Below are 24923 nucleotides of genomic sequence, written 5' to 3'. Positions count from 1 at the left end.
TCTTATCATATATGCGTTTTTGCCGTAGCGTGGCCCCGTTGCAAAAGCATCGGGGCCGCACCGGTTCATCCGTAGATGGCCGGACCTAAGCCCGGCCAGAAAGGATTACTGCAAGAGCCAAGCGTTGAAACGTTCGTTCAACTCGGCATCACGGTCCGCCCAGAATTCAAGGTTAGAGAACAAGGCGTTACCCATGTTTTCGGGGCTTGTGGGCAGGTTCGGACCCATCTCGGTTTTGCCATCCTGATACATGCCAACCAAAGGTGCCGAGGATTTACGTGGCGGGCCATAGCTGATCCATTCAGCCGCTTTTGCCAGCGGCTCGGTGCTGGTGGAATAGGCGATAAAGTCCAAGGCCGTTTCCAGATTTGGCGCACCTTTTGGCACAACCCAGCCTTCAACGTCATAAACCTGACCATCCCAGATGATCTCAAACTCGCGCCCTTCGGACACATTCGCGTTGAAGATCCGGCCATTATAGGCCACGGTCATCGCCACTTCGCCATCCGCCAAAAGCTGCGGAGGCTGCGCGCCTGCTTCCCACCAGATCATCTCTGATTTGATATCGTCCAGCTTGGCAAAGGCGCGGTCCACGCCTTCGGAAGTTTCCAGCATGCTATAGATGTCAGCGGTGGCAACACCGTCGCCGATCAAAGCCATTTCAAGCAAAACCTTGGCGTTTTTGCGCGCACCACGTTTGCCCGGGAAGGCTTCAAGGTCAAAGAAATCCGCCATGGTTGCGGGCGCTTCCTTGCCGTCATAGCGCGCGCCGTCATAGGCGATAACGGTCGCATAAACATCCGTCGGCACAAAACAATCGGTCACGGTATCGGGCAGGAAGTCATCCATTGCCGGCGTCCCGTCAGGTGCGGGCGTCAGGATCGCAGGGTCGATCAGCTCCAGCAGGCCCTCGTCACAAAAACGCACAGCATCGGCAAATTCAACCGACGCGATGTCAAAGCTGACATTGCCCGCCTCAACCTGCGCCTTGATCGGGGTGGCCGGATTGTCCGCATCAATAGAGACCACCTTGGCGCCGGTTTTTTCAGCATATGGCTTGTGATAGGCCTCAACCTGGCTAACGGTATAGGAACCGCCCCAGCCCATGATGTTCACTTCCTGCGCTACAGCCGGAAGCGAAAGGCCCCCGATGGCTGTGGATAAAATCAATAGCTTTTTCATTAAAACACTCCCCTTCAGATTACACATATCATTTTTTGCATGTGGGGGTATCTTTCCCCCATCACGATTACTTAGCAAGCAGATTAAGGCACCAAGGCGCGGGCATCGGCAGGTGCCCAGCCAATCTTGATTTTCTCACCCGGGCGCAGCATCGTTTGCCCTTGGGTGTTGCGGGATTTAATGACGAAATCATCATGGCCCGCCACGCGCAAACGGGTGCGGAACAGATCCCCCATATAGATAAATTCCAGCACCTCGGCATCGATCATATGCGCATCTGCAGGCATCATATCAGCTTTAAATTCCACCCGTTCAGGCCGGATGGAGACAAGCGTCTTGGCCCCTTTTTCCGCGATATTCACCGGCGTCGCCGCAATTAATTCACCAGAGGCAAGGCGCACCTTGGCCTTATTCCCCGAGATACTCTCAATCACCCCGTCGAGCTTGTTATTCTCACCGATAAACTGCGCGACAAAGGCGTTGTCGGGACGCTCATAAAGCTCATCCGGGGGGGCGAGTTGCTGGATGCGGCCATCGTTAAACACGGCGACACGGTCCGACATGGTCAATGCCTCACCCTGATCGTGGGTCACATAGACAACGGTGATCCCGAGGCTTTCGTGCAGGTGCTTGATTTCAAACTGCATATGTTCGCGCAGCTGTTTGTCCAAGGCGCCCAAGGGCTCGTCCATCAAGACAAGGCTGGGATCAAAGACCAAGGCCCGTGCCAAGGCGATCCGCTGCTGCTGGCCGCCCGAAAGCTGTGCGGGACGGCGGTTGATGAAGTCAAACATCTGCACCATATCCAGCGCACGCTTGATCTTGGCCTCACGCTCGGACTTGCCCATGCCGCGCACTTCCAAGGGAAAGGAGAGGTTCTCACCAACCGTCATATGCGGGAACAAAGCGTAGTTCTGGAAAACCATACCGATGCCACGCTTATGCGGCGGGACCGAGTTGATCGGCTTGCCATCAAGTAAGATATCGCCATGGGTCGCGGTTTCAAACCCTGCCAGCATCATCAGACAGGTGGTTTTGCCCGACCCTGATGGCCCCAACATCGTCAAAAACTCGCCCTTCGCGATGGACAGGTTCAGATCTTTGACAACCAGCGTTTCACCATCATAGCTTTTCTGTACGTGATCGAATACGACGAAGCCGTCGTTCTGGGGTTCTGTGACCACCCTTTTCTCCCTGACGTTTCGGCAGGTAACCTGCACTTTGCTTTGAATAGACTAAAGCGAATAGTCTGACGTTATGCAACAGATTGCAGATGCCCACCCAAAAATTGCAGCATATAGAGGCGAATTGATGGAAAAACAGGCGCTGCACAGGAAAAGCGCCTGAAAATAGCGTCTAAACCAGCTGAATATGCGCGCAGTAAACGCACAATCCGACATCGCATTAGCTTTCAGAGCAGGCAACGCCCGCTGCAGTCACGTCCCGCAAAAGGTGCGGTAGGTGCCAAAACCTTCAGGGGCGGGCTGTGCGAATCTGTTCAGGCCCTCGCGTGCGGTGAACGGCGCTGCCAACACATTGTGCAAGACCTCAAACGGTTGCATGTCGCCATTTGCCGCGGCGGTTAATGCCGCCTCAACCAGATGGTTGCGTGGAATATAGATCGGGTTCACGGCATCAAGGGCGGCGGCCCGCCCTGCGTCCTCCCCCTCGGCCGCAAGGCGTGCTTGCCACTGCGTCTGCCAATCCAGCGCCACTTGGGGATCTGTGAATTGGGCGGCCAAGGCACGCTCCTCTCCGCGCAGCACAGAGGAAAGCGCGCGGAAGCTGTTGGTGAAATCGGCACCCTGCCCCTCCATCGCCGCCAAGAACGTCGTGGCCAAGGCAGCGTCGCCTTCTTGCGGCACCTTTAGGCCAAGCTTGGCGCGCATAACCTTCAGCCAAGCCGCCTCATGCTGTGCGATAAAGCCGTCAATCTCACCGGTCGCAAGGCGGATGGCCTCTTCCTCATCCTCGGCCAGCAAGGGTAAAAGCGTTTCGGCCAGCCGCGCAAGGTTCCAACGTGCAACCGCGGGCTGGTTGCCATAGGCATAGCGCCCCTGCCTGTCGATCGAAGAAAACACCGTCGCTGGGTCATATTGATCCATGAAGGCACAAGGTCCGTAGTCGATGGTTTCGCCGGAAATCGTGGTGTTATCGGTATTCATCACCCCGTGGATAAAACCGACCCCCATCCATTGCGCCACCAGATCCGCCTGCCGTTTGATCACATTGCGCAAGAACAGCAGCGCGGCATCAGGCTTGCCTGCCAGATCGGGATCATGGCGGGCGATGCAATAGGCCAGCAGTTGGCGGGTCCGCGCCACCTCGCCTCGGGCGGCAAAGAACTGAAAGCTGCCGACGCGCAGATGGCTGTCTGCGACACGGGCCAGCACCGCACCGGGCTGCGGCCCGCCCTCGCGCATCACGCTTTGCCCCGTGGCGGTTGCGGCCAAGGCGCGGGTTGTGGGAATACCCAGCGCGTGCATCGCCTCGCCCATCAAATACTCTCGCAGCACCGGCCCAAGCACCGCCTTGCCATCGCCACCACGCGAAAACGGTGTCCGGCCAGAGCCTTTGAGGTGGATATCACGCCGCCGCCCTTGCTTGTCGATCACCTCGCCCAGCAAAAGCGCGCGCCCGTCCCCCAGCTGCGGCGAGAAGCCACCGAACTGATGCCCCGCATAGGCCATCGCCAAAGGATGCGCCCCCGCAGGTGCAACCGCCCCCGAAAGGATCTGCGCGCCCGCATCGCCCGTCAACGCCGCGGCGTCCAAACCAAGGCCTTCGGCCAGCGCAAGATTAAGGCAGATCACCTCGGGCGACGGGGCCGCTGTGCCTTGCCAATCGACATAAAACCCCTCGAGGTCGCGAGCATAGCTGTTGTCAAAGGCAAAGCCGAAATCGGGTTGGGCGGTCATGGCGTTGCCTCCTGTTGATCAGTCGCGGGCGCGTTCGGGCAGCACCCAATCGGGGCGCACAAAATGGCAGGTGTAACCGTCGGGGCGGCGCTCCAGATAATCCTGATGCTCTGGCTCTGCCTCCCAGAAATCACCCACGGGTTCCAGTTCCGTCACCACCTTGCCGGGCCACAGGCCAGAGGCATCGACATCGGCAATCACATCCTCTGCCACGGATTTTTGCGCCTCATCCGTGTAATATATCGCGGAACGGTACGACAGGCCCATGTCGTTGCCCTGCCGGTTTGGCGTGGTCGGGTCATGGATCTGAAAGAAAAACGCCAAAAGCGCACGAAAGCTGGTTTTCGAGGGATCGAAAATAATCTCGATACCCTCGGCATGGGTGCCGTGGTTGCGGTAGGTGGCATTGGCCACATCCCCGCCAGTATAACCGACACGGGTCGCGATTACACCGGGAAGCTTGCGGATCAGATCCTCCATCCCCCAAAAGCATCCCCCCGCCAAAACGGCACGTTCCTGCGTCATGTCTCGATCCTTTTCATGTCATAGGGCGCCCTGCCAGAGGGTACCCCGTTAAGGTTTGGATATGGGCATCGAGGGCTGCGTTTCAAGCCTTGGTGATTCCGGTATGGTGGCGCCTGCGCAAAGAGGCGGGCCGCCCCGAGAGCGAAAGCTGCGCATCATTACGCGGCCGCTGTGACACCAGCTTGCCCTTGGAAACCACCGCCAAACGATCCGGCCGCAGGCGCAACGCCTCAATGGGACCGGCGGCATCCAGCACCACCAGCGAGGCCTGCGCCCCGACCCGCAACCCGTAATCGGGCAGGTTCATGATGGCAGCATTTTGCGTTGTGACCATCTCAAAACAACGGGCCATTTCGGCCGGTGAGGTCATCTGCGCCACATGCAGCCCCATAAAGGCCACGTCCAGCATATCCGCCGTCCCAAGGCTGTACCACGGGTCCAGCACGCAATCCTGCCCCCAACCCACGGTGATACCATGCGCCTGCATTTCGCGCACACGGGTTAACCCACGCCGTTTTGGAAACGTATCATGCCGCCCCTGAATGGTGATATTAATCAACGGGTTGGATATTGCCGTCAGCCCCGATTCCGCAATCAGCGGCAGCAGTTTCGACACATAGTAATTGTCCATCGAATGCATTGAGGTCAGATGGCTCGCCGTCGCCCGCCCACCAAGACCAAGGCGCGTCACCTCATGGGCCAGCGTTTCCACGTGGCGCGACATGGGATCATCGCTTTCATCGCAATGGAAATCCAACATCAAGCCGCGATCCGCCGCCAGCTCCGCCAATTCAGTTACCGAGGCCGCGCCTTGGGCCATCGTGCGCTCAAAATGCGGGATGCCGCCGACAACCTCGACCCCCATATCCAGCGCGCGCAACAGGTTTTCACGGCCGGTTTTGGTGCGGTAGAACCCGTCTTGTGGAAATGCCACCAGTTGCAGATCCAGATAGGGTGCGACGATGCGCTTGACCTCCAGCATCGCCTCGACGCCACGCATATGGTCAGGGGTGGTATCGACATGGCTGCGGATCGCCAACAGCCCCATCGACACCGCCCAGTCACAATAATCCAGCGCGCGGGCAATCATCTCATCCACAGTCGCAATCTCGCGCAGCTCGCCCCAAAGGTTGATCCCCTCCAACAGCGTACCCGAGGTATTGAGTCGCGGCATGCCATAAGACAGCGTCGCATCCAGATGAAAATGCGGATCGACAAAGGGCGGGCTGACCAGATCGCCGGTCGCATCAATGGTCTGCGCGGCATTCTCGGGCAACTGCCCCATGGCGGTGATACGGTCGCCGACAATTCCAATATCGGCACGGGTGCCATCGGGCAACGTACCGCCCTTGACCAAAAGATCGAACATCAACGTTCCCCTTTGTTGAACGGTTGCATAAGTGCTGCCGGAACCTGCGCCCGACGCGACATCAAAATCAATGCCAGAATGGACAATATATACGGCGCCATCAGGAACATCTGATAGGGTACCGCCTGTCCAATCGGCGTTTGTTGTAAGCGGATTTGCAAGGCGTCAAACCCGGCAAAAAGCAACGCCCCCAACAGCGCCTTTCCCGGTCGCCACGCGCCAAAGACCACCAGCGCGATACAGATCCAACCGCGCCCGTTGACCATCTCGAAAAAGAAGCTGGAGAATGCCGAAAGCGTCAAAAACGCACCGCCCACCGCCATCAGGCCGGAACCCACAATCACCGCCCCCATCCGCAGCCCCGTCACCGAAAGCCCCTGTGCGGCAACCGCGCCGGGGCTTTCGCCCGCGGCTCGAATGGCAAGGCCCAAAGGGGTCCGGTACAACGTGATCGCCGTGATCGCCACCACCGCAAAGGCGGCATAGGTCAGCGCTGTCTGCGCGAATAGCGCAGGGCCGATCAGCGGGATATCAACGAGATAGGGGATCTCCAAAGGTTGGAACGGGGTGATCTTGGGCGGGCTTGTCACCTCGGGCAGGATCAGCCTGTAGGCGAAATAGCTGGTCGAAGTCGCAAGCAACGTCACCCCCAGCCCCACCACATGCTGGCTTAGCCCAAAAGGCACCGTAAGCGTGGCATGCAAAAGCCCAAAAAGCATCCCCGCCAGCATCGCCACCGCAACTCCGCCCCAAAGCCCCATGCCCAAATAAACCGCCATCCAGCCGGAAAACGCCCCGATGACCATGATCCCCTCAATCCCGAGGTTCAAAATACCCGCACGTTCGCAAATCAACTCTCCCATCGTGGCAAAGATCAGCGGCGAGGCGATGCGCACAGCCGCGGCCCAAAAGCTGGCGGTCAGCAGGATATCGAAAAGCATGCTCATCCCCGCACCACCCTGAATTTGGTCAAACCGATTGCCAGAACCATCAACAGCAACCCCGTGGCCAGCATCAAATCGGCGATATAGGTCGGCACACCGGCGGCGCGGCTCATGCTGTCGGCACCGACAAAAATACCGGCGACAAAGATCGCGGTAATCACAACCCCCAACGGATGCAGCAGCGCCAGCATCGCGACGATAATCCCAGTATAGCCAAAGCCCGGCGACAAATCCTGGCTCAGATGCCCCTTCAGCCCTGCCACCTCGGAAAATCCGGCAAGGGCGGCCAAACCACCCGACAAAAGCGCGGTTTTTACCAGAACGCCGTTGACCGGAATGCCTGCAAAACGTGCGGCCTGCGGGTTCAAGCCCACGGCGCGCATCTCATATCCCAAGGTGGTGCGGGCCTGCACAAACCACACCAGCCCCGCCGCGATCAACGCCACGCCAAAGCCCCAATGCAGCCGCAACCCCTCGACAATGCGAGGCAAGCGCAAAGCACGGTCCAAAGGCGCCGATTTTGGCCAACCCATCCCCATCGGATCCTTCATCGGACCCTCCAAAAGATAAGACACCAACAGCAGCATGATGAAGTTGAACAGCAGGGTCGTCACCACCTCATCCACACCAAAGCGGGTTTTCAAAATCACCGGCCCCAGCAAGACCACCGCCCCCGCCACCATCGCGCCCAAAGCGACAATCGGCAGTGCCGCGCCGCCCATCCCCGAAAGCACCGAAGTGCCCAGAACCACCGTGACAATTGCACCCGCATAAAGCTGTGCCTCAGCCCCGATATTCCAGAGCTTGGCCCGAAAGGCGACGGCGATGGCAAGGCCGGTAAAGATCAGCGGGGTGGCACGGTTCAGGGTTTCCAACAGTGCGAATTTGGAACCCGCAGCCCCCTTGAGCACCAGCCCCAAGGTCAGCAACGGATTGGCCCCCGCAATGGCGGCCAGCAGGCTTGCGATCACCACAGTGACCACAAGGGCAATGGCCGGAAAACCAAGACGGCGCGCGAGGCTGGGATTGGCAATAGGTTCAAGCCGCACGGTCAAACCCCTGTCCGGCCATCCATAGCCCAAGCTCGGCGGCGGTTTTTTCTCCGCGCAGGAATTCGGGGGAAAATTGCCCTTCAGAGATTACATGAATTACATCCGATAAGGCCATGATTTCATCTAAGTCTTCTGATATCAACAAGACCGCCGCCCCCGCATTTCTGGCCGCCAGAAGTTGGCTGTGTACATAGGAAATCGCACCGATATCAAGCCCGCGCACAGGCTGGTTCGCAAGGATGATGCGCGGCGCAGCATCCAGCACACGCCCCAAAATCAGCTTTTGCATATTGCCCCCCGACAATTGCCGGATGGGCCCATGCGGGCCGGGACAGCGTACGTCATATTCGTCGATCAGATGGCGGGTGTGTTCTTCGGCCGCACCCCAGTTCATCAGACCCCATTTGCTGTAGGGGGCTTGATTGTAGGTTTCCAGAATGGCGTTTTCGGTCAGCGAGAAATCCGCGATGGTGCCGGTTTTATGCCGATCCTCGGGGATGCGCGCGATCCCCGCCGCGATGGCCGCACGCGGCGACCAGCGCATTCCACCCGCCCCGTCCAAGCTGCCCGATTGCGGGGTGATCAAGCCGGAAATCAAATCCGACAGGGCCGCTTGACCGTTGCCGGAAACCCCCGCCAACCCCGTAATCTGCCCCGCACGCAGCGCAAGATTTATGCTGTTCAGCCCCGGCGCGGCGCCGATGGTGGGGGTAAAAACCTCTCGCAAAGTCAAAAGCGCCGGACCTGGGGTGACGGGGGTTACGGCGGGGGGTGTTACCTCTGCGCCAACCATCATCGCGGCAAGGGCATGACGATCAGTTCCGGCCGTTTCAACCTCGCCCACAAGCTTGCCATGCCGCAACACCAAAACGCGTGAAGAAAGCGCCATAACCTCATGTAACTTATGCGAAATAAAAATAACCGAAAGCCCCTTGGCAACCGCACGGCGCAGGGTATCAAACAGTGCATCGCTTTCTTGCGGGGTCAGCACGGCGGTCGGCTCATCCAAAATCAGGATCCGCGCATCGCGGTAAAGCGCCTTGAGGATCTCTACCCTTTGGCGTTCGCCCACGGTCAGGCTGCCGACACGTGCTTCCGGGTCCACCCCCAGCCCGAAATCCGTCGCAAGCTGTGCCAGTTTCGCGCGGGCCTTGGCCTGTCCCAAAGCGGCGCGCCACAAGGGCACGGTGCCAAGCTGGATGTTTTCCAGCACGGTCAGGTTATCGGCCAGCGTGAAATGTTGATGCACCATCCCGAGGCCCGCCGCCAAAGCAGCGCGCGGATTGCCGGGTGGCAGCGGCTTGCCGAACACCTCTACCTGCCCCTCTTCGGCGGTATATTGGCCAAAGAGGATATTCATCAATGTGGTTTTGCCCGCACCGTTTTCCCCCAGCAAGGCAATAACCTCGCCGCGTGCCAGCGTCATGCTGATCGCGTCATTGGCGGTCAGCGCGCCGAAACGTTTTGTGATCCGGTCAAGGCGCAGGACAATCTCCTGCGCCTTGTTTTTTGTTGCCGTCACGAGGATTTCGGCTCTGTGTCGTTGACCTCAACCACGAGAGAGCCGTCCTTGATCGCGGCTTCCTTCTCGGCCACCAGCGCCAGCGCCTCAGCCGGAACCTTACCCTCAAAGGTGCCAAGCGGCGCAAGCGAGCAGCCGCCCTCTTTCATATAGGAGTAAACGCCGTAGTTATCGGCCTTGAACGCGCCCGCTTGCACGGCAGCAAGGGCTGCGGCAAAGGTTGGCTCAAAATGCCAAATGGCCGAGGCGACGACCGTTTCGGGATAATCAGCCTGCGTGTCGATCACGTTACCGATGGCCAGAATGCCTTTTTCCATCGCGGCATCCGAGACACCAAAACGTTCGGCATAGAGCATATCCGCCCCGTTTTCTATCATCGCAAAGGCGGTCTCTTTCGCCTTTGGCGGATCGAACCACGAGCCGATGAAGCTAACCTGAAAGGTGATGTCAGGATTGGCCTCACGGGCGCCGGCCATGAAGGCATGCATCAGGCGGTTCACCTCGGGGATCGGAAAGCCGCCGACCATGCCGATATTGCCCTTGGTCATGGACCCCGCAATGATCCCAGATAGATAGCTGGCATCCTGGATGTAGTTATCAAAGACTGCAAGGTTCGGAACCGCATCATCCGGCGGAAAGCTGGAGCCCATCAGGAAGGCCACATCGGGATAGTCGGCCGCAACCTCGCGGGCTTCTTGCTCTACGCCGAAAATCTCACCCACGATCAGCTGCACGCCTGCCTCGGCATATTCACGCATCACGCGCGGATAGTCGGTATTGGAGACGTTTTCGGTAAAGCTGTAATCAACCTGCCCCGCCGCCTTTGCCGCCTCGGCCGCAAGGTGGATGCGGCCCACCCATTGCTGCTCTACCGGGACGGTATAAATGCCTGCGACTTTCACAGGGGTCTGCGCGCGCAGAAGGTCCGGCATCAGGCCCGCGCCCAAAACGGCGCCCGCCCCCATCAGCAGGCCGCGCCGCGTGGTTGAATACGTCATCTTATGCATGGCAGACCCTATCCCTGTTTGTTTTATACGTTTTTACACAATGTCATGGCGCCCGCGATTCGTCACAGCCGCACTCTTCCGCTATATCTGGCAAAGCGCGCGGGCTGCTGCAACCTCCACATTCCCCCGCAAGCGGGACATGTCTGTGAAAACATAGCGAGCTGCGCGCAAGAAGGCCAATGCCTTCGCGGCATCATCCCGAATGCCTTTTTAATCAGCACTGAAATTATGGCTATGACCCTAGCCGTATTCAGCGCGCAGGATGTTCTTTTGGACCTTGCCCATCGTATTGCGCGGCAGCGCCTCTAGCATGACATAGCGGCGCGGATGTTTGAACCGCGCCAAAAGAGGCTCCACCACTTCGGCAATCGCAGCACCGTCCAGCTCCGTATCTTTTTCCAGAACAACCGCCGCGACGACCGATTCGCCAAAATCGGCATGCGCAACACCAAATACAGCGCTTTCCAGAACGCCGATCACATCATTGATAACGTCCTCAATCTCTTTGGGATAGATATTATAGCCGCCTGAAATGATGAGATCTTTTTGCCGACCGACAATGCTGATCCGGCCATCGGCGGATTTTACGCCCAGATCGCCAGTGATGAAAAAGCCGTTGTCCCGCAATTCCTCGGCGGTCTTTTCGGGCATATTCCAATAGCCTTGAAACACATTGTCGCCGCGCACCTCGATCATGCCGATTTCACCGGCGGGCAGGGGGTTGCCATCGGCGGTGATCTCCACCTCGGTTCCCGGCAGGGCAAAGCCAACGGTGCCCGCCACCCGCGCCCCGTCAAAAGGGTTCGAGGTGATCATATTGGTTTCGGTCATGCCATAACGTTCCAGGATCCGGTGGCCTGTGCGCCCCTCAAAATCCGTATGGGTTTCGGCCAGAAGCGGCGCCGAGCCCGACACAAAAAGGCGCATGTTGCGGCACAGATCGCGGGTCAGGCGCGGGTCATCCAGAAGCCTTGTGTAAAAGGTCGGCACCCCCATCAGCATGGTCGAGGCCGGAATTTCGTCGAGAATCGCATTCACATCGAAGGCCGCCATGAAACGCACCTGCGCGCCCGCCAAAAGGCAGGTATTCATCGCCACAAAAAGCCCATGCGTGTGGAAAATCGGCAAGGCATGGATCAGGCGGTCCCCCTGCGTGATCTGCCACAAATCGGTCAGCACCTGCGCATTCGACAGCAGGTTTTTATGCGACAGCATCGCCCCCTTGGAGCGCCCCGTGGTCCCCGAAGTATAAAGCAGTGCCGCCAGATCCTCGGGCCCGCGCGGCACGGTTTCAAAGCATGTCGGCATCGCATCGGCCTGCTGCGACAGGCTGCCCGCCCCGCCCTCGGCAAGGGTCAGGATCTGCACGCCATTGCAAACCGGCGCGACCTGCCCCTCATTCGCGGCATCACAAACCACAAGCGCCGGGGTCGCATCGCCGATGAAATAGGCCAGCTCGGCTTGGGTGTAGCCGGTATTTAGCGGCAGATATACCGCACCCGCTTGCACCGCCGCCGCGTAAAGCGCGATCGTATCGGCCAGCTTTGGCGCCTGCACCACCACACGATCCCCGGGTTTGACGCCCGCCGCCTGCAACACATTGGCCAATTGCGCCACGCGCCCGACAAATCGGCGATAGCTAAGAGTGCTTCCGTCATCGCAGTGCAAGAAAACAGCCTCGTTCCGGGCATTTGGCGCAATCAGCGCATCGTACAAAATATTGGTCACGCGGTGCGCTCCTCTGGTTTGATGTTGGTTTCGGCTTTGGCCAGCGCGGGCTTGCAAGCCACCAATTTGGATTTATCCCAAACTCCGCATGGCTCATTGCGGTTTGCGACAGGTTATAGGGTAGTTGGCCATAGCGCGGCCCCATTGCCCGAGGTATCGGCCCCCGTTTGAATGTCGTGCACTTTGGCACCAATGCCAAGATGAAAGCGCATCAAAAGATCAAAGGGCAACCCGTCACCGCGCTTGGTCAACCAAAAACACCGCACCGCTGCCCTGACATATACTGGCCGGCCGGTCCTTGACCTGCATAAAGCAGGCCACAGCCGCAGACATTGACTTTCGATGCAAGGCTACCTACCTCTAAGGCTATGATGGTACATGAAGATCATTTCAGGTTTCTTCTGCTGACCCGCCCCTTGCCCCGGGCGGTCTAGGCGCCTTTGCGCCTGCCACACCCTCGGGGGCTTTACATATTTCCATAACGGACTGATTGGCGCTCTATCGCCCGACACGGTTCATCTGCTTGCCCGCCCCGCAAGCCCTTTGCCCCCATAATACGACCTCAAGGAGAACATCGATGTCCGCAGAAACTGCACCCGTCAAAAGACGCACAACCCGCAGCCCCAAGATCATCATCAACGCTGATCACCTCGCCCATATCGAGGGGCTTGCCGAAGGCGCGCGCCACCGCAATCCGGCGCTTTCTGATCGGCTGTTGGAAGAGGTGGGTCGCGCCAAGATTGTGCCTGCGGCAAAGATGCCAAAGAACGTTGTCTCGATCGGCAGCACCGTCACCTACCGTGACGAGGGGACCGGCCATGAGAAATCCGCCACATTGGTCTACCCCGAGGACGCTGATATCTCGAAGTTGCGCATCTCCGTGATGACGCCGATCGGTGTGGCCCTTCTGGGCTTGGCCGAAGGTGCGGGCTTTTACTGGGACACCCGTGACAACCAGCGCCGGACATTAACCGTGATCCGGGTTGACCAGCCTGACACCGACGCGGAAAACGTCTAACCCCCTCGGGGGTCAGACGCGAGGCACGACCGGAACGCGCGCGGCCTTTTCGGGCGTTATGTTCGCGTTCCGGCAAAACGTTCTTGCCACTCGGCGCGCTCTTCGTCTGTGATCTTGCGGAACAGCACCTCGGGCACCTCAAACGCATGACCAACAGGCAAGGCCGTCAGCGCGGCACGCAGATCCGTGGGCCAAGACCAATCGTCGGCTTTCATCCCCGCCATCATCGACGCCGCAGCGCCCGGGATAAAGGGCTGTGAGACGACCGCGTAAATGCGGATCAGGTTCAGCGCCAAACGGATCACCGCCGCCGCCTGCTCGGGGTCGGTCTTCACCACTGTCCACGGGGCGGCGGCCTGCAAATATTCATTGCCCGCCACCCAAAGGCTGCGCAGCTCGATCGAGGCTTTGCGAACCTCCATCGCCTCCATATAGCCCTCATAAGCGCGCAGGCGGGTTTCCAATTCCGTGATCAGCGCCTCTTCTGCCGCGCCCCACGTGCCGCCCTCTGGCACGGTCTCGCCAAATTTGGAGCGGCAGAATTTGGTGACACGGCTGACAAGGTTCCCAAGTACATCCGCCAGATCCTTATTGGCCGATTGCTGGAAATTCTCCCATGTGAACTCGGCATCCGAGCTTTCGGGCGCATGCGACAACAGCCACCAGCGCCAGTAGTCGGCGGGCAACAGCTCCAACGCTTGGTCCATAAACACCCCGCGCCCGCGCGAGGTAGAAAACTGGCCGCCGTCATAATTGAGGTAGTTGAAGGATTTGATGTAATCCACCAGCTTCCACGGTTGATTGGACCCGAGGATCGTCACGGGAAAACCAAGCGTGTGAAACGGCACGTTATCCTTGCCCATAAACTGGGTGTAAGTCACATCATCGGCGCCCTTATCGGTGCGCCACCAGCGTTCCCAATCCGTGCCGGTGCCTTCGGCCCATTCCTGCGCGCAGGCGATATATTCGATGGGCGCGTCGAACCAGACATAGAAAACCTTGCCTTCCATGCCTTCCCACGGGGCGCCGTCAAACTGGGCGGGCACACCCCATTTCAGGTCGCGGGTGATGCCGCGGTCTTGCAAGCCATCCCCGTCATTGAGCCATTTCTTGGCGATAGAGGTGGTCAGGACCGGCCAGTCATCCTTGCTTTCGATCCACTCCGAAAGCCGCTGTTTCATCTGCGACTGGCACAGGTAGAGGTGCTTGGTTTCGCGCAACTCCAGATCGGTCGAACCGGAAACGGTGGAGCGCGGGTTGATCAGATCGACGGGGTCAAGCTGCTTGGTGCAATTGTCGCATTGGTCGCCGCGCGCCGATTCAAACCCGCAATTCGGGCAGGTGCCCTCAATATAACGGTCCGGCAAAAAGCGGCCGTCGGCGACGGAATACATCTGCTCTTCCACCACTTCGCGGATCAACCCTTGGTCGGCCAGCCGTGCGGCAAAAGCTTGGGTCAGCGCATGGTTTTGCGGGCTGGAAGAGCGGCCAAAGTGATCAAACGACAGGCTGAACCCCTTCGCGATCTCGGCCTGAACGGCATGCATTTCGGTGCAATAGTCGGCCACGGGCTTGCCTGCCTTGGCTGCGGCCAGCTCTGCAGGGGTGCCGTGTTCGTCGGTCGCGCACAAAAACAGCACCTCATGGCCGCGTGCCCGCAAGTAGCGCGCATAAAGATCGGCAGGCAGCTGACTGCCCACAAGGTTGCCCAAGTGCTTGATACCATTAATATATGGAATAGCGGATGTAATCAGATGTCTGGCCATTGGGTGCCCCTTGCTCGAATACCAAGCCCCCCATTTACCCCAAGCCCGCGGCAAGGGCCAGAAGTCCCTTGCCCCAATTCGCAAGTCTTGCGCTTGACGCCCCCAGCGAAGGCTCGTTAGAGCACGGGTTGCAACAAAAAAGGCCCGCCCATGCAGCAATTCAAATCCGGCTTTCGCGATGTGGTTCCGCTGGCGCTTGGCGCCTCGCTTTATGGACTTGCCTTCGGGCTGCTGGCCGCTCAGGCAGGGATGAGCGTGCTACAGACCGGCGTGATGGGCACGATAGCGTTTTCCGGATCCGCACAGTTTGTCGCGATGGAAAGGCTGGCGGCAGGAGCCGGTGCGGGGGCGGCCTTGATCGCGGGGGTCGCATTGAACCTACGGATTTTGCTGATGACGGCGTCCTTGCGCGATGTGCTGGCGGGTCGGCCCTTTTGGCAAAAGCTGTTGGGTGTGCACCTGACCACCGATGAGAGCTGGGCCTTGATGCATGCGACACGCGCCAAGGGCGGCAATGCGGGCTATTGGTATCTGGTGGGTGCGGGCACCTGCATGATGATGATGTGGGTCACGGCCACCACCCTTGGCACCGGCTTTGCCGCCACCCTGCCCGAACCGCGCGCCTTGGGCATTGATTTTGCTTTTACCGCCGCCTTTATCGCCATTCTGCGCGGGCTTTGGTCCGGCGCGCGCGATGTGATCCCATGGGCAGCCTCGGCGGTAACGGTGGCGGTACTGGCCAAGCTGACCCCGATAGAGCCGTCATGGGCGCTGGTCATCGGCGGCACCTTGGGGGCGGTACTGGCCGGGATCGTGGGGCGCAATGCTTGAACTATCCGATTTCACCATCGTCATTGCGGGCCTTGCGGCCGCGAATTTGGCGATCCGTTTGGGGGGATACTATCTGGGGGCCGCCCTGCCGCAAAGCGGGGCTTGGGCGCGCGGATTGCAAGCCTTGCCCGGCACGTTGATAACGGCGCTTGTCACGTTGCAGTTGCTTAACGGTGGCCCGGCAGAGTGGGTCGCGGGGGGCGTGGCGCTTTTGGTGGCGATTGCCACCCGCTCCCTACCCGTCACGATGATTGTCGGAATCGTGGCTATTTACGTTCTGCGCCAGATGGCTTGGGGCGGCTAGACAACAACCGCCCCACCCAACCGTAGAAGCGCCGAGCAATGATCAATCAAGGCCTTTGTCGTATGTCCTCGGCCGGTGATAATGCGGCTCAGGTTGATGTGCCGTGCGAGGGAGACAAGGCGCAACGCCTCCAGCCGCCTGTGATCGACCAAGGGCCGCGCCGCCTCATAGCCTGAAAGGAAAGCGGCGGCATGGGGGGCCAGCGCCGTCAGATCGCCATATTGGCGCAGGCCGTACTCGTCGAGATGCGCAAGGAAATTAGCCAGATCAATCGTCGGGTCCCCCTGCGCATAAAGATCAAGATCAAGCAGCCATACCCTATCGCCATTGATCAGCACCTGATCGGGGTAAAAATCGCGGTGGATACCGGTTGCCTCCATTGGCCCCAACCGCTGGACAAGCCTCGCAGCCGCCACCGCGATGACGTCGATCCGCGCCGCCTCGGCGGGCAGATGCGCACGCGCTGCGGCCAAAGCACGGTCAAGCACCCCGCCCTCATCCGCCAAGGTCCACACCCGCGTGGTCAGCCCCCCCGCCAAGTGAAGGCGGGCAAGCGCCGTGCCGGTGCGGGCCGCCGGGCCAGTATCGGTGTCAGAATGCAGGGTATAGGTAAGCACGCGCCCCGGGACCTCATCCTGAAGCCAAAGCGCGGGGGCTGCGATGCGGCCCCGCGCGGCAGGCACCCCAACGTTCAGGGGTGGGCACCCGTCAAGCCCTGCGGCGCGTAAGGCCCGATGGAGAGCGGGTGTTCTGCTATCCGGCCCTTTGGCGCGCAGTTTCCCCAGAAGGGTCTCCGCACCAATGCGGTAGCGGATCAATGCGCGCCGCCCCGGTTTATGACGCATGAGGTCGGCTGTGACAGGGCCGCCCCCCTCCCCCAGTGTTTCGGTGATAAGCGGTGCCATCAGCGCCGGGCTCAGCGCCGCGTCAAGCGCAGGCATTGCGGGGTCGGTCGCTGTCGCAGACAGAATTTCCTCCGCACGCGCCATCAGCGATTTTGCCCGCTCGGGCCAACAAGGAAGACGCTGCCGAAATCCCTCGGTGCTTAGCGCCAAAAGCGCCCGCGCATGCTGCAGGACGATGTTCTCGGCCCCGGCCGGACCGCGATACCCTTCGCATAATGCGGCAGTAAACGCGTTGCGTTCCGCGCGCGAGATCGTTCCATCGATGCACTGCGCATCCAGACGCGCCAGCGCGCTGCCGATGTCACGCGCCGGATCGCCGGTTGCGGCGCGGTCCCAGTCGATGATGGCCACGTCCGGCCCATTGACGAGCACCTGATCGGCGCTGAAGTCACCATGGATAAGCGTCGGGTGAAACGGGGCTTTCTCCAGACGCGCCGCAAGCGCCAGAACCAAGGATGCAGCCTGTCCGGCAAGATCCTGCGACAGCGACATCAATGCCGAAACAGCGGCCGCGTCATCCATTGCCTCATCGGTGCGGGTGACCCTGCGATGAGGCCGCGCGTCCGAGGAATGGATCCGGGTTAACATCAGGCCCGCGCGCCGCCACGCCACCACGTCGCCCTGCCCGTTGCTTTCCGCGCATAAAGAGGCCCCGGCAAGCCAGTTCCACGCGATGCAGCGGTGCCGCTCGGACACGGCGCGAATCGTTGCGCCGCCGAGCGTTTCCGCAATCCGCGCGCCTTCAACGGCCGCTGCGAAATCCGTTTTCGAATAGGCTTTGACAAGGGTATCACCGCAACGAAGCACCAGCCTGCGTCCGGGCTTGTAACGTAAAATCTGCGGCATGGCGGTCTGGCCCGTCAGCTTGCGCAGGAAACTGGCCCCACGCCCGGGGTCAGCAAGGCGCCGCGCCCCCTTGATCTTGCGGTCCCGCGCCAGCGGCACAAGTACTAGGCACTTTTCCGCGTCGAAAATGGCCGGATCGGCCCCGTCGCACCATTCGGTGCGCGCAGCGACCTCTTGGAACCGCGCGGGGGGAAACGTCCACACAGCCAACGCGCCGAGCCCGCCATCCTTGGGAAAAAGGGCGGCCACGCAGCTCGTCCCCGGCTTGTAGCGCAGGTAAACCGCCGTCATCGGTGGCAAGGCAAACCGCGCGCCCAGCGCCTTGGCATCCAACACAAACCGAAAGCCCGGAAGGGCGCCTTCGTGCGCGACGATCCCCTCTTCAACCGGCAATAGCATGACGCCCATCCTTTCCCTCGTTCCACATCGCAGCATATTGGCCACCCCGCGCCAAAAGTGCCGCATGGTCGCCATCCTCGACCACGGTCCCGCCCTCAAGATGCAAGATGCGATCCGCCCGTGCAGCAAGATTGAGGTCGTGAGTGATGAGGAACGTCGTGCGCCCCTCGGCCAGCCGGAAGATCGCGCGGGCAACCGCCGCCTCGCTGGTACGGTCAAGGCCAACGGTCGGCTCGTCCAGCACCAGAACGGGCGCCGCGCGCAAGGCGGCACGGGCAATGGCGATACGCTGGCGCTGACCTGCCGAAAGCGTCACACCCCGCTCGGCGGTTTCGGTATCATATCCTTGGGGCTGTGCACTGATGAAATCATGCGCACCCGCCAGCATCGCGGCGCGCTCGATCTCCTCTCGCGTAACCTCTCGACCGGCCCCGAGGGCAATGTTTTCTGCCAGTGTGCCGCTTAGGATCAGTGTCTCTTGCGGGACGAAGGCGATATTGGCACGCAGACTGGCCAGCGTCAGGGACCGCAGGTCGTGGCCGTCGATACAAATACGCCCCTTGGCCGGATCATAAAGCCGCAAAAGCAGGCTGGCCAAGGTGGATTTTCCCGTGCCCGATGGCCCTGTGACGGCAACCAATTGGCGTGGCGGCACATCAACCCAAACACCCTTTAACGTCGGCAGGCCCGGCGCATAGCCAAAATGGACGCCCTCAAAGGCAACCCGCCCCTCAAGCGGCGGGGCGCGCATGGCATCCGGCGCATCGTACACCTCGGGTTCCTCATCAAGCAGCGCCACAACGCGCTCTCCGGCGGCGGCGGCCTTGGCAAGTCGCGCGGTATATTTGGCGTATTCACGTACCGGGCGGAAGGTGTTCTTGAGATAGGTGATAAACACCAGCAGATCACCCGGGCTGATGCGACCGGCCATCACCTGCAAGCTGCCAAACCAAAGCACAATCGCCAGCCCCATGCCCGTCAGCACATCGACCGAGCGTTCCAGCCCCGCCGACAACCGCTTGCCCTTGACGCCGGCACGCAGATCCCGCTTGCCCGCAGCCCCAAAAACTTCGGTGGCGCGGTCCTCCAGCCCCATTGCTTGCACTGTGCGGATGCCGGCCATGGTCTCGGCACCTGTCGCGGCAAGCTCACCCTCGCGCCTGCGTTGGGTGCGGCTAACCTCACGGATGCGGCGTGTCAGGCGCAGGGACACCAGCCACAGGATAGGTAGCGGCGAGAGCGCCAGCAGTGCCAGCCGCCAGTCAAGCCAGAGCATCACGCCCAGCATACCCGCCAGCACAGCCACATTCGCCGCCAGTGGAAGCATCGCAGTCACGGCGGTTTCCTTCAACATCCCGACATCGCTGACCAAACGCATCGTCAGATCGCCTGCACGCGCCCGCGAATGGAAGCCCGGAGACAGCGTTTGCAGATGCCGGAACAGATCGGACCGCACCTTGGTCAGCACCCGATTGCCGACAATCGCAAACCCCACGGTGGACAGGTATTGGAACAAGGCCTTCAGCGCAGTGATCACCACCAGCCCCACGGCGCAAAGCGCAAGCAGCGTCGTTGGGGCAAGTTGCGCCAGACCGGCGACCTCTCCCGCGGCGGAAGGCACAACCCGGTCGATGACGAATTTCAACGGCCATGGCTCCAAAAGCTTCATCGCCGTCGCGGCCAAAAGCGCCAACACCGAACCGCCCAGCACCCCATGATGCCCGCGCAAATACGGGGCGAGCCGCCTCAGAATGCGCCCGAGGCTTGGCATCACCTCCGAGAGCTTATCCTTGCGTCCCTGGCTCATGCTGCGCCCCTAACGGTCAATCCGGCAAGACGCAGCACGCGTTCGGCCACACCGCCCCATGTATGGTGCTTTAGAACCTCTGTGCGCGCAGCCTGCCCCAACCGGACCCGCAGGGCGGGATCCCGCGCCAATCGTGTCAGCGCATTGGCAAGGGAGCCGGCATCATCGGGCACACAGAGCAGGCCGGTGCGGCCCTCCGCGACGACCTCATGCAAATGGCCAACCCGGCTTGCCACCACAGGCAGGCCTGCGGCCATATATTCATATAGCTTCAAGGGCGAGAAGTAGAACGCCTGATGTCCCGCATAGGGGGCCACGGCGGCATGCATCGCGGCAAGTGCGGCAGGCACCTCGGCGGCACAAAGCGCGCCGGTAAACTGGACCGCGCCACGCAGACCCAATGCGGCAAGCCGTGCCTCCAGTACCGGGCGTTCAGGGCCGTCACCGACGATCAGAAGCCGCGCATCCGCAACCGGACTGGCGCGCATACAAGCGAAAGCCTCGATCAGGGTTGCGACATCGTGCCAAGGCTTCAACGTGCCCAGAAAACCGATGGTAAACGGGCCATCCGGCGGTGCGGTTGGCGGGAAGCGGGCCGGATTGACGGCATTTGCGATCACATGGACATCCCCTGCGCCATATGCACGTGCATAAGATGCCACACCGTCCGAGACAGCCGATACCACCCCGGCCGCCGACATCGCGCGGCGCGCCGAGACGGCGGCCTCAGTCGGCAGGGCAAGCGCGCGGTGGTTGGCCTGTTCCGCTATAAGGGGCGCATTGACCTCCAGCACGGCCGGCACACCTTTTTCCGCCGCCCATTCCATCGCACCATGGGCGAAAAGGGCATGACGCTCATAAATCAGGTCGAAAGGCCCCAGATCATCCAGCACCGCCCGAAGCATGTCATTCATGGCCAACATGCGCCGCTCACGGCTTTGCGCGTCTTCTTTCGGCAGGGCCGGCAAGGGAATGCGGCGGACCGCCTCCAGATCGGCAGGACCGGGATCGCCCAGACGAGGAGAGAGCAATACCACCTCCGCGCCGCGCCCGAGAAAGGCGCGCAGCATCTCTTGGACGTGGATCGACGCGCCCTTGGCACCAAAGGTCGGGATGCCGGGATCGGTACAGACATAGGCAATACGCATTACACGGCCTCCATCTGGACCGCATCCGCGAATACATCCCGCAGGCGCGCGGCATTGCGGGTGATGTCGAACTCTGCCTCGATCAGGTCACGCCCCGCCCGCGACATGTCCCGCCCAAGCGCCGGATCATCCAGCAGCCGTGCCATCGCGGCAGCCAGCGCCTTCGCATCATTCTGCGCCACGCAAAGCCCGGTTTCACCGTCACGCACCAACTCGGGGATGCCTGTCACATCGGTCGCCACACAGGGCGTGCCAAGCGCCATCGCCTCTAGCAGTACCGTCGGCAGCCCGTCGCGATTGCCATCCTCACCGACGACACAGGGACAGGCCAGCATGGCGGCCCCGCGCAAAGCCGCGATGACTTCGTTCTGTGGGCGCGGACCGTCTAGGCGGATGACGCCCTCCAGACCCGCCGCCGCAATGCGGGACCGCAAGGCGGCTTCTGCCTCCCCCCCGCCGATAATGCGACAGGTGGCGGCGCGTCCCTCTGCACGCAGATGGGCCACCGCGTCGATCAGGATGTCGAAACCCTTCTTTTCGACCAGACGCCCCACGGCCAAGATCTCGCCCGCTGGCGCGGCGGGGGCAGACCACGCGAAACGGTCAAGGTCGAGCCCGTTGTAAATCCGTGTTACCTTATCCGCATCCCCGCCGAACTGGTCACGCAGATAGGCCACATTGTAATCCGAGACCGTAACCGCGGTCGCCGCATCACGCAGCTTGGCATCCAGCCCAACCGGCGTGTCATAGGCGTGATATATGTCCTTGGCGTGGGCGGTGAAGCTATAGGTGATGCCCGCAAGCCGGGCCGCCAGCCGCGCCACGCTGGTCGAGACAGTGCCGAAATGGGCATGCAGATGACTGATCCCACGCTCATGGCAGGCAAGCGCCACAAAGATGGCCTGTGCCACGTCGCGGCCCTCGGCGTTCTCGAACCCCTGCAGCGCCGCCCACCCACCGGGCAGCCTGTCACGCGCCTTGCAGATCAGTGACCAAAGCGCCTGCGGCGTGCGAAAGCTGTCGGGTACGCGGTGAACAGGCGCGCGGACCCTGCCCAGCATGTCCTGAAAATGCGCCTCCTCTACCGGACGCAGCGCAAAGATGTCGATGTTCAGCCCCGCCGCCTCATGCGCCAGAATTTCGGTAACAACAAAGGTCTCGGAGTAGCGCGGATAACGTTTCAACACATAGCCGATCCGGGGGAGGTTGGTCATCTTGTCGGTCCTTTTCAATTTGCACTGTGGAGTTCGGGCGCATCAGCCAGCATTGCCTCGGCCAGCTTGCACACGCGCTCCAGACCCCACATGTCGATCTGGACGTTGCCAGGATGCGGGACCGGACCTGCAAGCCAGGCGCCAAGTGTGCCCGCCGAGATACGCTCGGGCCGGATCACCGATATCAAACCATGTGCTTCCAGCATTTCCGCCCTTATGACCTGTTCGGCGCGCGGTGTGGTGCGCGGCGCGATCAGCGCGGGGCGGCGCAACGACAACACTTCGCAGATCGTGTTATACCCCCCCATTGCCACGATACGGGCGGCCCCCTGCATCAGCGCGATCGGTTCCTGTACGAAATCAAGCAACATCATGTCGCCGCGCGCCTCGGCCCGGCTGCGCAGGTTGCTGCGCACCACGCCTGACATCTGGCTGCCCGTCACCAAGATGCCGCGATGGCCCTCGGGCAGCGTCGTCTCTACAAATGCCTCGCACAGCGCATGGCCGTCGCGCCCGCCGCCCACGGCACACAGCACATAGGGCCTGGGATCGTCGCCCAGAATCGCATCACGCGAACGCACCGCAATTGGCGAGGCCAGCCGCGCACTATGGTCGAGATAGCCGGTAAAGCGGCCCTTGCCGCCTAATGATCTTGCCATCCCGCAATCCTTGATCAGGTCATAAAATGCCGGATCGCCATAGATCCAAACATCATCGTAATAGCGCGCGACGGTCTCGAAATTGCGTTTGTCTTCCCATTGTCGCCGGACGGTTTCGGCTGTGTCGATCACATCGCGCAGGCCCAGCACAAGGCGCGTATGCCCCTCTGCGTGCAGTGCCTCCAGAAGCGGGTCGAGCTCTTGCAAAGCGCCGCGCGGCACGTTGTCGACGATCATCAGGTCGGGACGAAATGCCTCCACTGCCGCCTTGATGGCCTGCGACCTGATCTGCACCAGTGTGGCCAGATCACCGCCCAGATCACGCGGCCTGTAGCTGCCGTCGCGGCCTTTCTCATAAGCGGGCATGCTCAGGCAATCGACGCCCTTCGGCAATTCGAAGGCACCGGCCTCGCGCATTCCTGTGATCATCAGGATTTGTGGCGCCATAGCACTGTCGCGCAATGCCCCCGCGATCAGCAGATTGCGCCGCAAGTGGCCAAAGCCTAGGGTATCGTGGGAATAGAGCACGATCCGTGGCGCGCGCGGCGATCGATCTTCGGTATCGAGCATTCGTGGTCCTTTTCCTTGTTGGTGTCGGGCAGCTCGTCGCGGGAAACGGCAGGGATTGCGGTGTTCATGGACCGCTCCTTGCGTTATGCCTGCGCCAAATCTCTCCGGACGGCACACGTCTCGCACAAGGGGCCTGACGCGCCGCTGATCGGGTCTGTCAGGTCGTTGTCAGGTTGATGTGATATGAGGTCGATATGCGTATTTTTATTCTGATCTTTATGCTGCTCCGGCTTTCCCCCGCTTGGGCCCAAGCCGCGCCAGAGGATGACGTCCTCCCCGACAGCGACTTCGCCCGCGCGGCGGTCGCCCGGGGAGAGATCCTGCCGCTATCCGCGTTGCTGCCACGCATTGCAGCTGAATTCCCCGGTGAGGTGCTGGATATCGAACTTGACCTCGATGACGACGGCCGGTTCGAAGAATATGAATTCGAGATTCTAACCCCCGACGGGCGGCTTATTGAGGTGGATGTGGACGCCGCTACCGGCGAAATCACCGAGGTCGGGCCAGAGGACTTTGATGATGATGAGGACGATGATGACTGACCGAAAATGCGCAGCCTGATTGTTGAAGACGACCCCCGCATCGCAGATGATCTTGCGGCGACGCTGGAAGCATCCGGTTTTTTCGTGGAACGTGCGGCCGACGGGGAAACTGCTTGGTTCAAGGGCGGCACAGAGGAATACGACGTCATCGTGCTCGACCTTGGCCTGCCGCTTATGGATGGCCTCGCGGTGCTCAAACGCTGGCGCGCCGAAGGGATTACAATCCCTGTGCTGGTTCTAAGCGCACGCGGCACCTGGATTGAACGGGTGGAAGGTATTGACGCGGGCGCCGACGACTACCTGCCCAAACCGTTCCGCATGGAGGAACTCGTGGCCCGTGTTCGCGCCCTCGTCCGCCGCGCGGCGGGGCGTGCAGCCTCTGTCGAGGTGGCCGGTGCCCTTGCGCTTGACACCACGCGCATGACCGCCACTTTGGCCGGCCGGCCCATCACGCTGACACCGCTGGAGTTTCGCTGCCTTGCCTATCTTGTGTTGCACCGCGATCGGCCGGTGCCCTCGACCGAACTTCTGGAACATCTGCACGGTGGCGAGGACGGCCACGAACAAAACGCCATCGAGGCGCTGGTTGCACGGTTGCGCCGCAAGCTCGGCCCCGGGGTGATCGAGACGCGGCGCGGGTTCGGCTATCAGATTGTGGAAGGCTAGG

At 60.9% G+C, this 24923-nt stretch carries 21 protein-coding genes; 5 read left to right on the top strand and 16 right to left on the bottom strand.

The window, feature by feature from the left end; genetic code table 11:
• Window positions 1–105 precede the first annotated feature (105 nt).
• From EOK75_RS12785 to EOK75_RS12740, 10 genes are all read right to left on the bottom strand, one after another.
• Window positions 106–1182, bottom strand: a complete 1077-nt coding sequence (locus EOK75_RS12785; RefSeq protein WP_137194471.1) for an ABC transporter substrate-binding protein — start codon at window positions 1180–1182, stop codon at window positions 106–108.
• 83 nt (window positions 1183–1265) lie between these two features.
• On the bottom strand, window positions 1266–2366 hold the full coding sequence (locus EOK75_RS12780; RefSeq protein ID WP_137194470.1) for an ABC transporter ATP-binding protein: 1101 nt from the start codon (window positions 2364–2366) through the stop codon (window positions 1266–1268).
• A 252-nt stretch (window positions 2367–2618) separates the two neighbouring features.
• Window positions 2619–4100, bottom strand: coding sequence for a protein adenylyltransferase SelO (locus EOK75_RS12775; RefSeq protein ID WP_137194469.1), 1482 nt, complete (start codon window positions 4098–4100; stop codon window positions 2619–2621).
• An 18-nt stretch (window positions 4101–4118) separates the two neighbouring features.
• Window positions 4119–4625 carry a peptide-methionine (S)-S-oxide reductase MsrA gene (msrA, locus tag EOK75_RS12770; RefSeq protein ID WP_137194468.1) on the bottom strand — a complete coding sequence of 169 codons (507 nt, stop codon included), beginning with the start codon at window positions 4623–4625 and terminating at the stop codon, window positions 4119–4121.
• Window positions 4626–4707: 82 nt separating this feature from the next.
• On the bottom strand, window positions 4708–5994 hold the full coding sequence (locus EOK75_RS12765; RefSeq protein ID WP_137194467.1) for an amidohydrolase family protein: 1287 nt from the start codon (window positions 5992–5994) through the stop codon (window positions 4708–4710).
• Window positions 5994–6941, bottom strand: coding sequence for an ABC transporter permease (locus tag EOK75_RS12760; RefSeq protein ID WP_137194466.1), 948 nt, complete (start codon window positions 6939–6941; stop codon window positions 5994–5996). Before EOK75_RS12760 ends, EOK75_RS12765 begins: the two co-directional genes overlap by 1 nt.
• Window positions 6938–7987: an ABC transporter permease gene (locus EOK75_RS12755; protein ID WP_137194465.1), complete on the bottom strand. Its 1050-nt coding sequence runs from the start codon at window positions 7985–7987 to the stop codon at window positions 6938–6940. Before EOK75_RS12755 ends, EOK75_RS12760 begins: the two co-directional genes overlap by 4 nt.
• A complete protein-coding gene (locus EOK75_RS12750; RefSeq protein WP_240794107.1) occupies window positions 7977–9512 on the bottom strand; it encodes an ABC transporter ATP-binding protein in 1536 nt (511 codons plus the stop codon). The genes EOK75_RS12755 and EOK75_RS12750 overlap by 11 nt, the downstream gene beginning before the upstream one ends.
• Complete coding sequence (locus tag EOK75_RS12745; RefSeq protein WP_420821942.1) at window positions 9509–10519, bottom strand: BMP family protein; 1011 nt, start codon at window positions 10517–10519, stop codon at window positions 9509–9511. The genes EOK75_RS12750 and EOK75_RS12745 overlap by 4 nt, the downstream gene beginning before the upstream one ends.
• Before the next feature lie 240 nt (window positions 10520–10759).
• Window positions 10760–12247 carry a malonate--CoA ligase gene (locus EOK75_RS12740; protein WP_137194463.1) on the bottom strand — a complete coding sequence of 496 codons (1488 nt, stop codon included), beginning with the start codon at window positions 12245–12247 and terminating at the stop codon, window positions 10760–10762.
• A 577-nt stretch (window positions 12248–12824) separates the two neighbouring features.
• On the opposite strand from EOK75_RS12740, the gene rnk reads away from it, so the two are divergent.
• Window positions 12825–13265, top strand: coding sequence for a nucleoside diphosphate kinase regulator (gene rnk / locus EOK75_RS12730; RefSeq protein WP_137194462.1), 441 nt, complete (start codon window positions 12825–12827; stop codon window positions 13263–13265).
• A 56-nt stretch (window positions 13266–13321) separates the two neighbouring features.
• On the opposite strand, the gene metG is transcribed toward rnk, so the two are convergent.
• Window positions 13322–15031 carry a methionine--tRNA ligase gene (metG, locus tag EOK75_RS12725; RefSeq protein WP_137194461.1) on the bottom strand — a complete coding sequence of 570 codons (1710 nt, stop codon included), beginning with the start codon at window positions 15029–15031 and terminating at the stop codon, window positions 13322–13324.
• Window positions 15032–15181: 150 nt separating this feature from the next.
• On the opposite strand from metG, the gene EOK75_RS12720 reads away from it, so the two are divergent.
• Together EOK75_RS12720 and EOK75_RS12715 are read left to right on the top strand one after the other, a co-directional pair.
• A complete protein-coding gene (locus tag EOK75_RS12720; protein ID WP_137194460.1) occupies window positions 15182–15862 on the top strand; it encodes an AzlC family ABC transporter permease in 681 nt (226 codons plus the stop codon).
• Complete coding sequence (locus tag EOK75_RS12715) at window positions 15855–16166, top strand: AzlD family protein (RefSeq protein ID WP_137194459.1); 312 nt, start codon at window positions 15855–15857, stop codon at window positions 16164–16166. Before EOK75_RS12720 ends, EOK75_RS12715 begins: the two co-directional genes overlap by 8 nt.
• Here EOK75_RS12715 and EOK75_RS12710 read toward each other — a convergent pair.
• Genes EOK75_RS12710 through EOK75_RS12690 form a run of 5 tightly spaced genes read right to left on the bottom strand, consistent with a single transcriptional unit; the run spans window position 16163 to window position 23714 of the window.
• On the bottom strand, window positions 16163–18316 hold the full coding sequence (locus EOK75_RS12710) for an aminoglycoside phosphotransferase family protein (RefSeq protein ID WP_168199242.1): 2154 nt from the start codon (window positions 18314–18316) through the stop codon (window positions 16163–16165). The two genes, EOK75_RS12715 and EOK75_RS12710, sit on opposite strands and share 4 nt — an antisense overlap.
• A complete protein-coding gene (locus EOK75_RS12705; protein WP_137194457.1) occupies window positions 18300–20123 on the bottom strand; it encodes an ABC transporter ATP-binding protein in 1824 nt (607 codons plus the stop codon). Before EOK75_RS12705 ends, EOK75_RS12710 begins: the two co-directional genes overlap by 17 nt.
• On the bottom strand, window positions 20120–21271 hold the full coding sequence (locus EOK75_RS12700) for a glycosyltransferase family 4 protein (RefSeq protein WP_137194456.1): 1152 nt from the start codon (window positions 21269–21271) through the stop codon (window positions 20120–20122). Before EOK75_RS12700 ends, EOK75_RS12705 begins: the two co-directional genes overlap by 4 nt.
• The gene (locus EOK75_RS12695) at window positions 21271–22485 is read right to left on the bottom strand and encodes a glycosyltransferase family 4 protein (RefSeq protein WP_137194455.1); all 1215 of its coding nucleotides are present in this window, start codon (window positions 22483–22485) and stop codon (window positions 21271–21273) included. The genes EOK75_RS12700 and EOK75_RS12695 overlap by 1 nt, the downstream gene beginning before the upstream one ends.
• Window positions 22486–22499: 14 nt before the next feature.
• Window positions 22500–23714: a glycosyltransferase family protein gene (locus EOK75_RS12690; RefSeq protein WP_137194454.1), complete on the bottom strand. Its 1215-nt coding sequence runs from the start codon at window positions 23712–23714 to the stop codon at window positions 22500–22502.
• Window positions 23715–23908: 194 nt separating this feature from the next.
• Here EOK75_RS12690 and EOK75_RS12685 point away from each other — a divergent pair, with 194 nt between their 5' ends.
• Window positions 23909–24256, top strand: a complete 348-nt coding sequence (locus EOK75_RS12685) for a PepSY domain-containing protein (protein ID WP_137194453.1) — start codon at window positions 23909–23911, stop codon at window positions 24254–24256.
• A 6-nt stretch (window positions 24257–24262) separates the two neighbouring features.
• On the top strand, window positions 24263–24922 hold the full coding sequence (locus EOK75_RS12680) for a response regulator transcription factor (protein ID WP_137194452.1): 660 nt from the start codon (window positions 24263–24265) through the stop codon (window positions 24920–24922).
• Window position 24923 lies beyond the last annotated feature (1 nt).

Source organism: Pseudorhodobacter turbinis (assembly GCF_005234135.1).
Lineage (GTDB): Bacteria > Pseudomonadota > Alphaproteobacteria > Rhodobacterales > Rhodobacteraceae > Pseudorhodobacter > Pseudorhodobacter turbinis.
This window is presented reverse-complemented; position numbering and strand designations above follow the sequence as displayed.

Bases quoted from the DNA above. Each gene is read 5' to 3' on its own strand.
- EOK75_RS12785 (WP_137194471.1), bottom strand. From the start codon at position 1,182: ATGAAAAAGCTATTGATTTTATCCACAGCCATCGGGGGCCTTTCGCTT.
- EOK75_RS12775 (WP_137194469.1), bottom strand. From the start codon at position 4,100: ATGACCGCCCAACCCGATTTCGGCTTTGCCTTTGACAACAGCTATGCT.
- msrA (WP_137194468.1), bottom strand. From the start codon at position 4,625: ATGACGCAGGAACGTGCCGTTTTGGCGGGGGGATGCTTTTGGGGGATG.
- EOK75_RS12765 (WP_137194467.1), bottom strand. From the start codon at position 5,994: ATGTTCGATCTTTTGGTCAAGGGCGGTACGTTGCCCGATGGCACCCGT.
- EOK75_RS12760 (WP_137194466.1), bottom strand. From the start codon at position 6,941: ATGAGCATGCTTTTCGATATCCTGCTGACCGCCAGCTTTTGGGCCGCG.
- EOK75_RS12745 (WP_420821942.1), bottom strand. From the start codon at position 10,519: ATGCATAAGATGACGTATTCAACCACGCGGCGCGGCCTGCTGATGGGG.
- rnk (WP_137194462.1), top strand. From the start codon at position 12,825: ATGTCCGCAGAAACTGCACCCGTCAAAAGACGCACAACCCGCAGCCCC.
- metG (WP_137194461.1), bottom strand. From the start codon at position 15,031: ATGGCCAGACATCTGATTACATCCGCTATTCCATATATTAATGGTATC.
- EOK75_RS12720 (WP_137194460.1), top strand. From the start codon at position 15,182: ATGCAGCAATTCAAATCCGGCTTTCGCGATGTGGTTCCGCTGGCGCTT.
- EOK75_RS12715 (WP_137194459.1), top strand. From the start codon at position 15,855: ATGCTTGAACTATCCGATTTCACCATCGTCATTGCGGGCCTTGCGGCC.
- EOK75_RS12710 (WP_168199242.1), bottom strand. From the start codon at position 18,316: ATGCTATTGCCGGTTGAAGAGGGGATCGTCGCGCACGAAGGCGCCCTT.
- EOK75_RS12705 (WP_137194457.1), bottom strand. From the start codon at position 20,123: ATGAGCCAGGGACGCAAGGATAAGCTCTCGGAGGTGATGCCAAGCCTC.
- EOK75_RS12700 (WP_137194456.1), bottom strand. From the start codon at position 21,271: ATGCGTATTGCCTATGTCTGTACCGATCCCGGCATCCCGACCTTTGGT.
- EOK75_RS12695 (WP_137194455.1), bottom strand. From the start codon at position 22,485: ATGACCAACCTCCCCCGGATCGGCTATGTGTTGAAACGTTATCCGCGC.
- EOK75_RS12690 (WP_137194454.1), bottom strand. From the start codon at position 23,714: ATGCTCGATACCGAAGATCGATCGCCGCGCGCGCCACGGATCGTGCTC.
- EOK75_RS12685 (WP_137194453.1), top strand. From the start codon at position 23,909: ATGCGTATTTTTATTCTGATCTTTATGCTGCTCCGGCTTTCCCCCGCT.
- EOK75_RS12680 (WP_137194452.1), top strand. From the start codon at position 24,263: ATGCGCAGCCTGATTGTTGAAGACGACCCCCGCATCGCAGATGATCTT.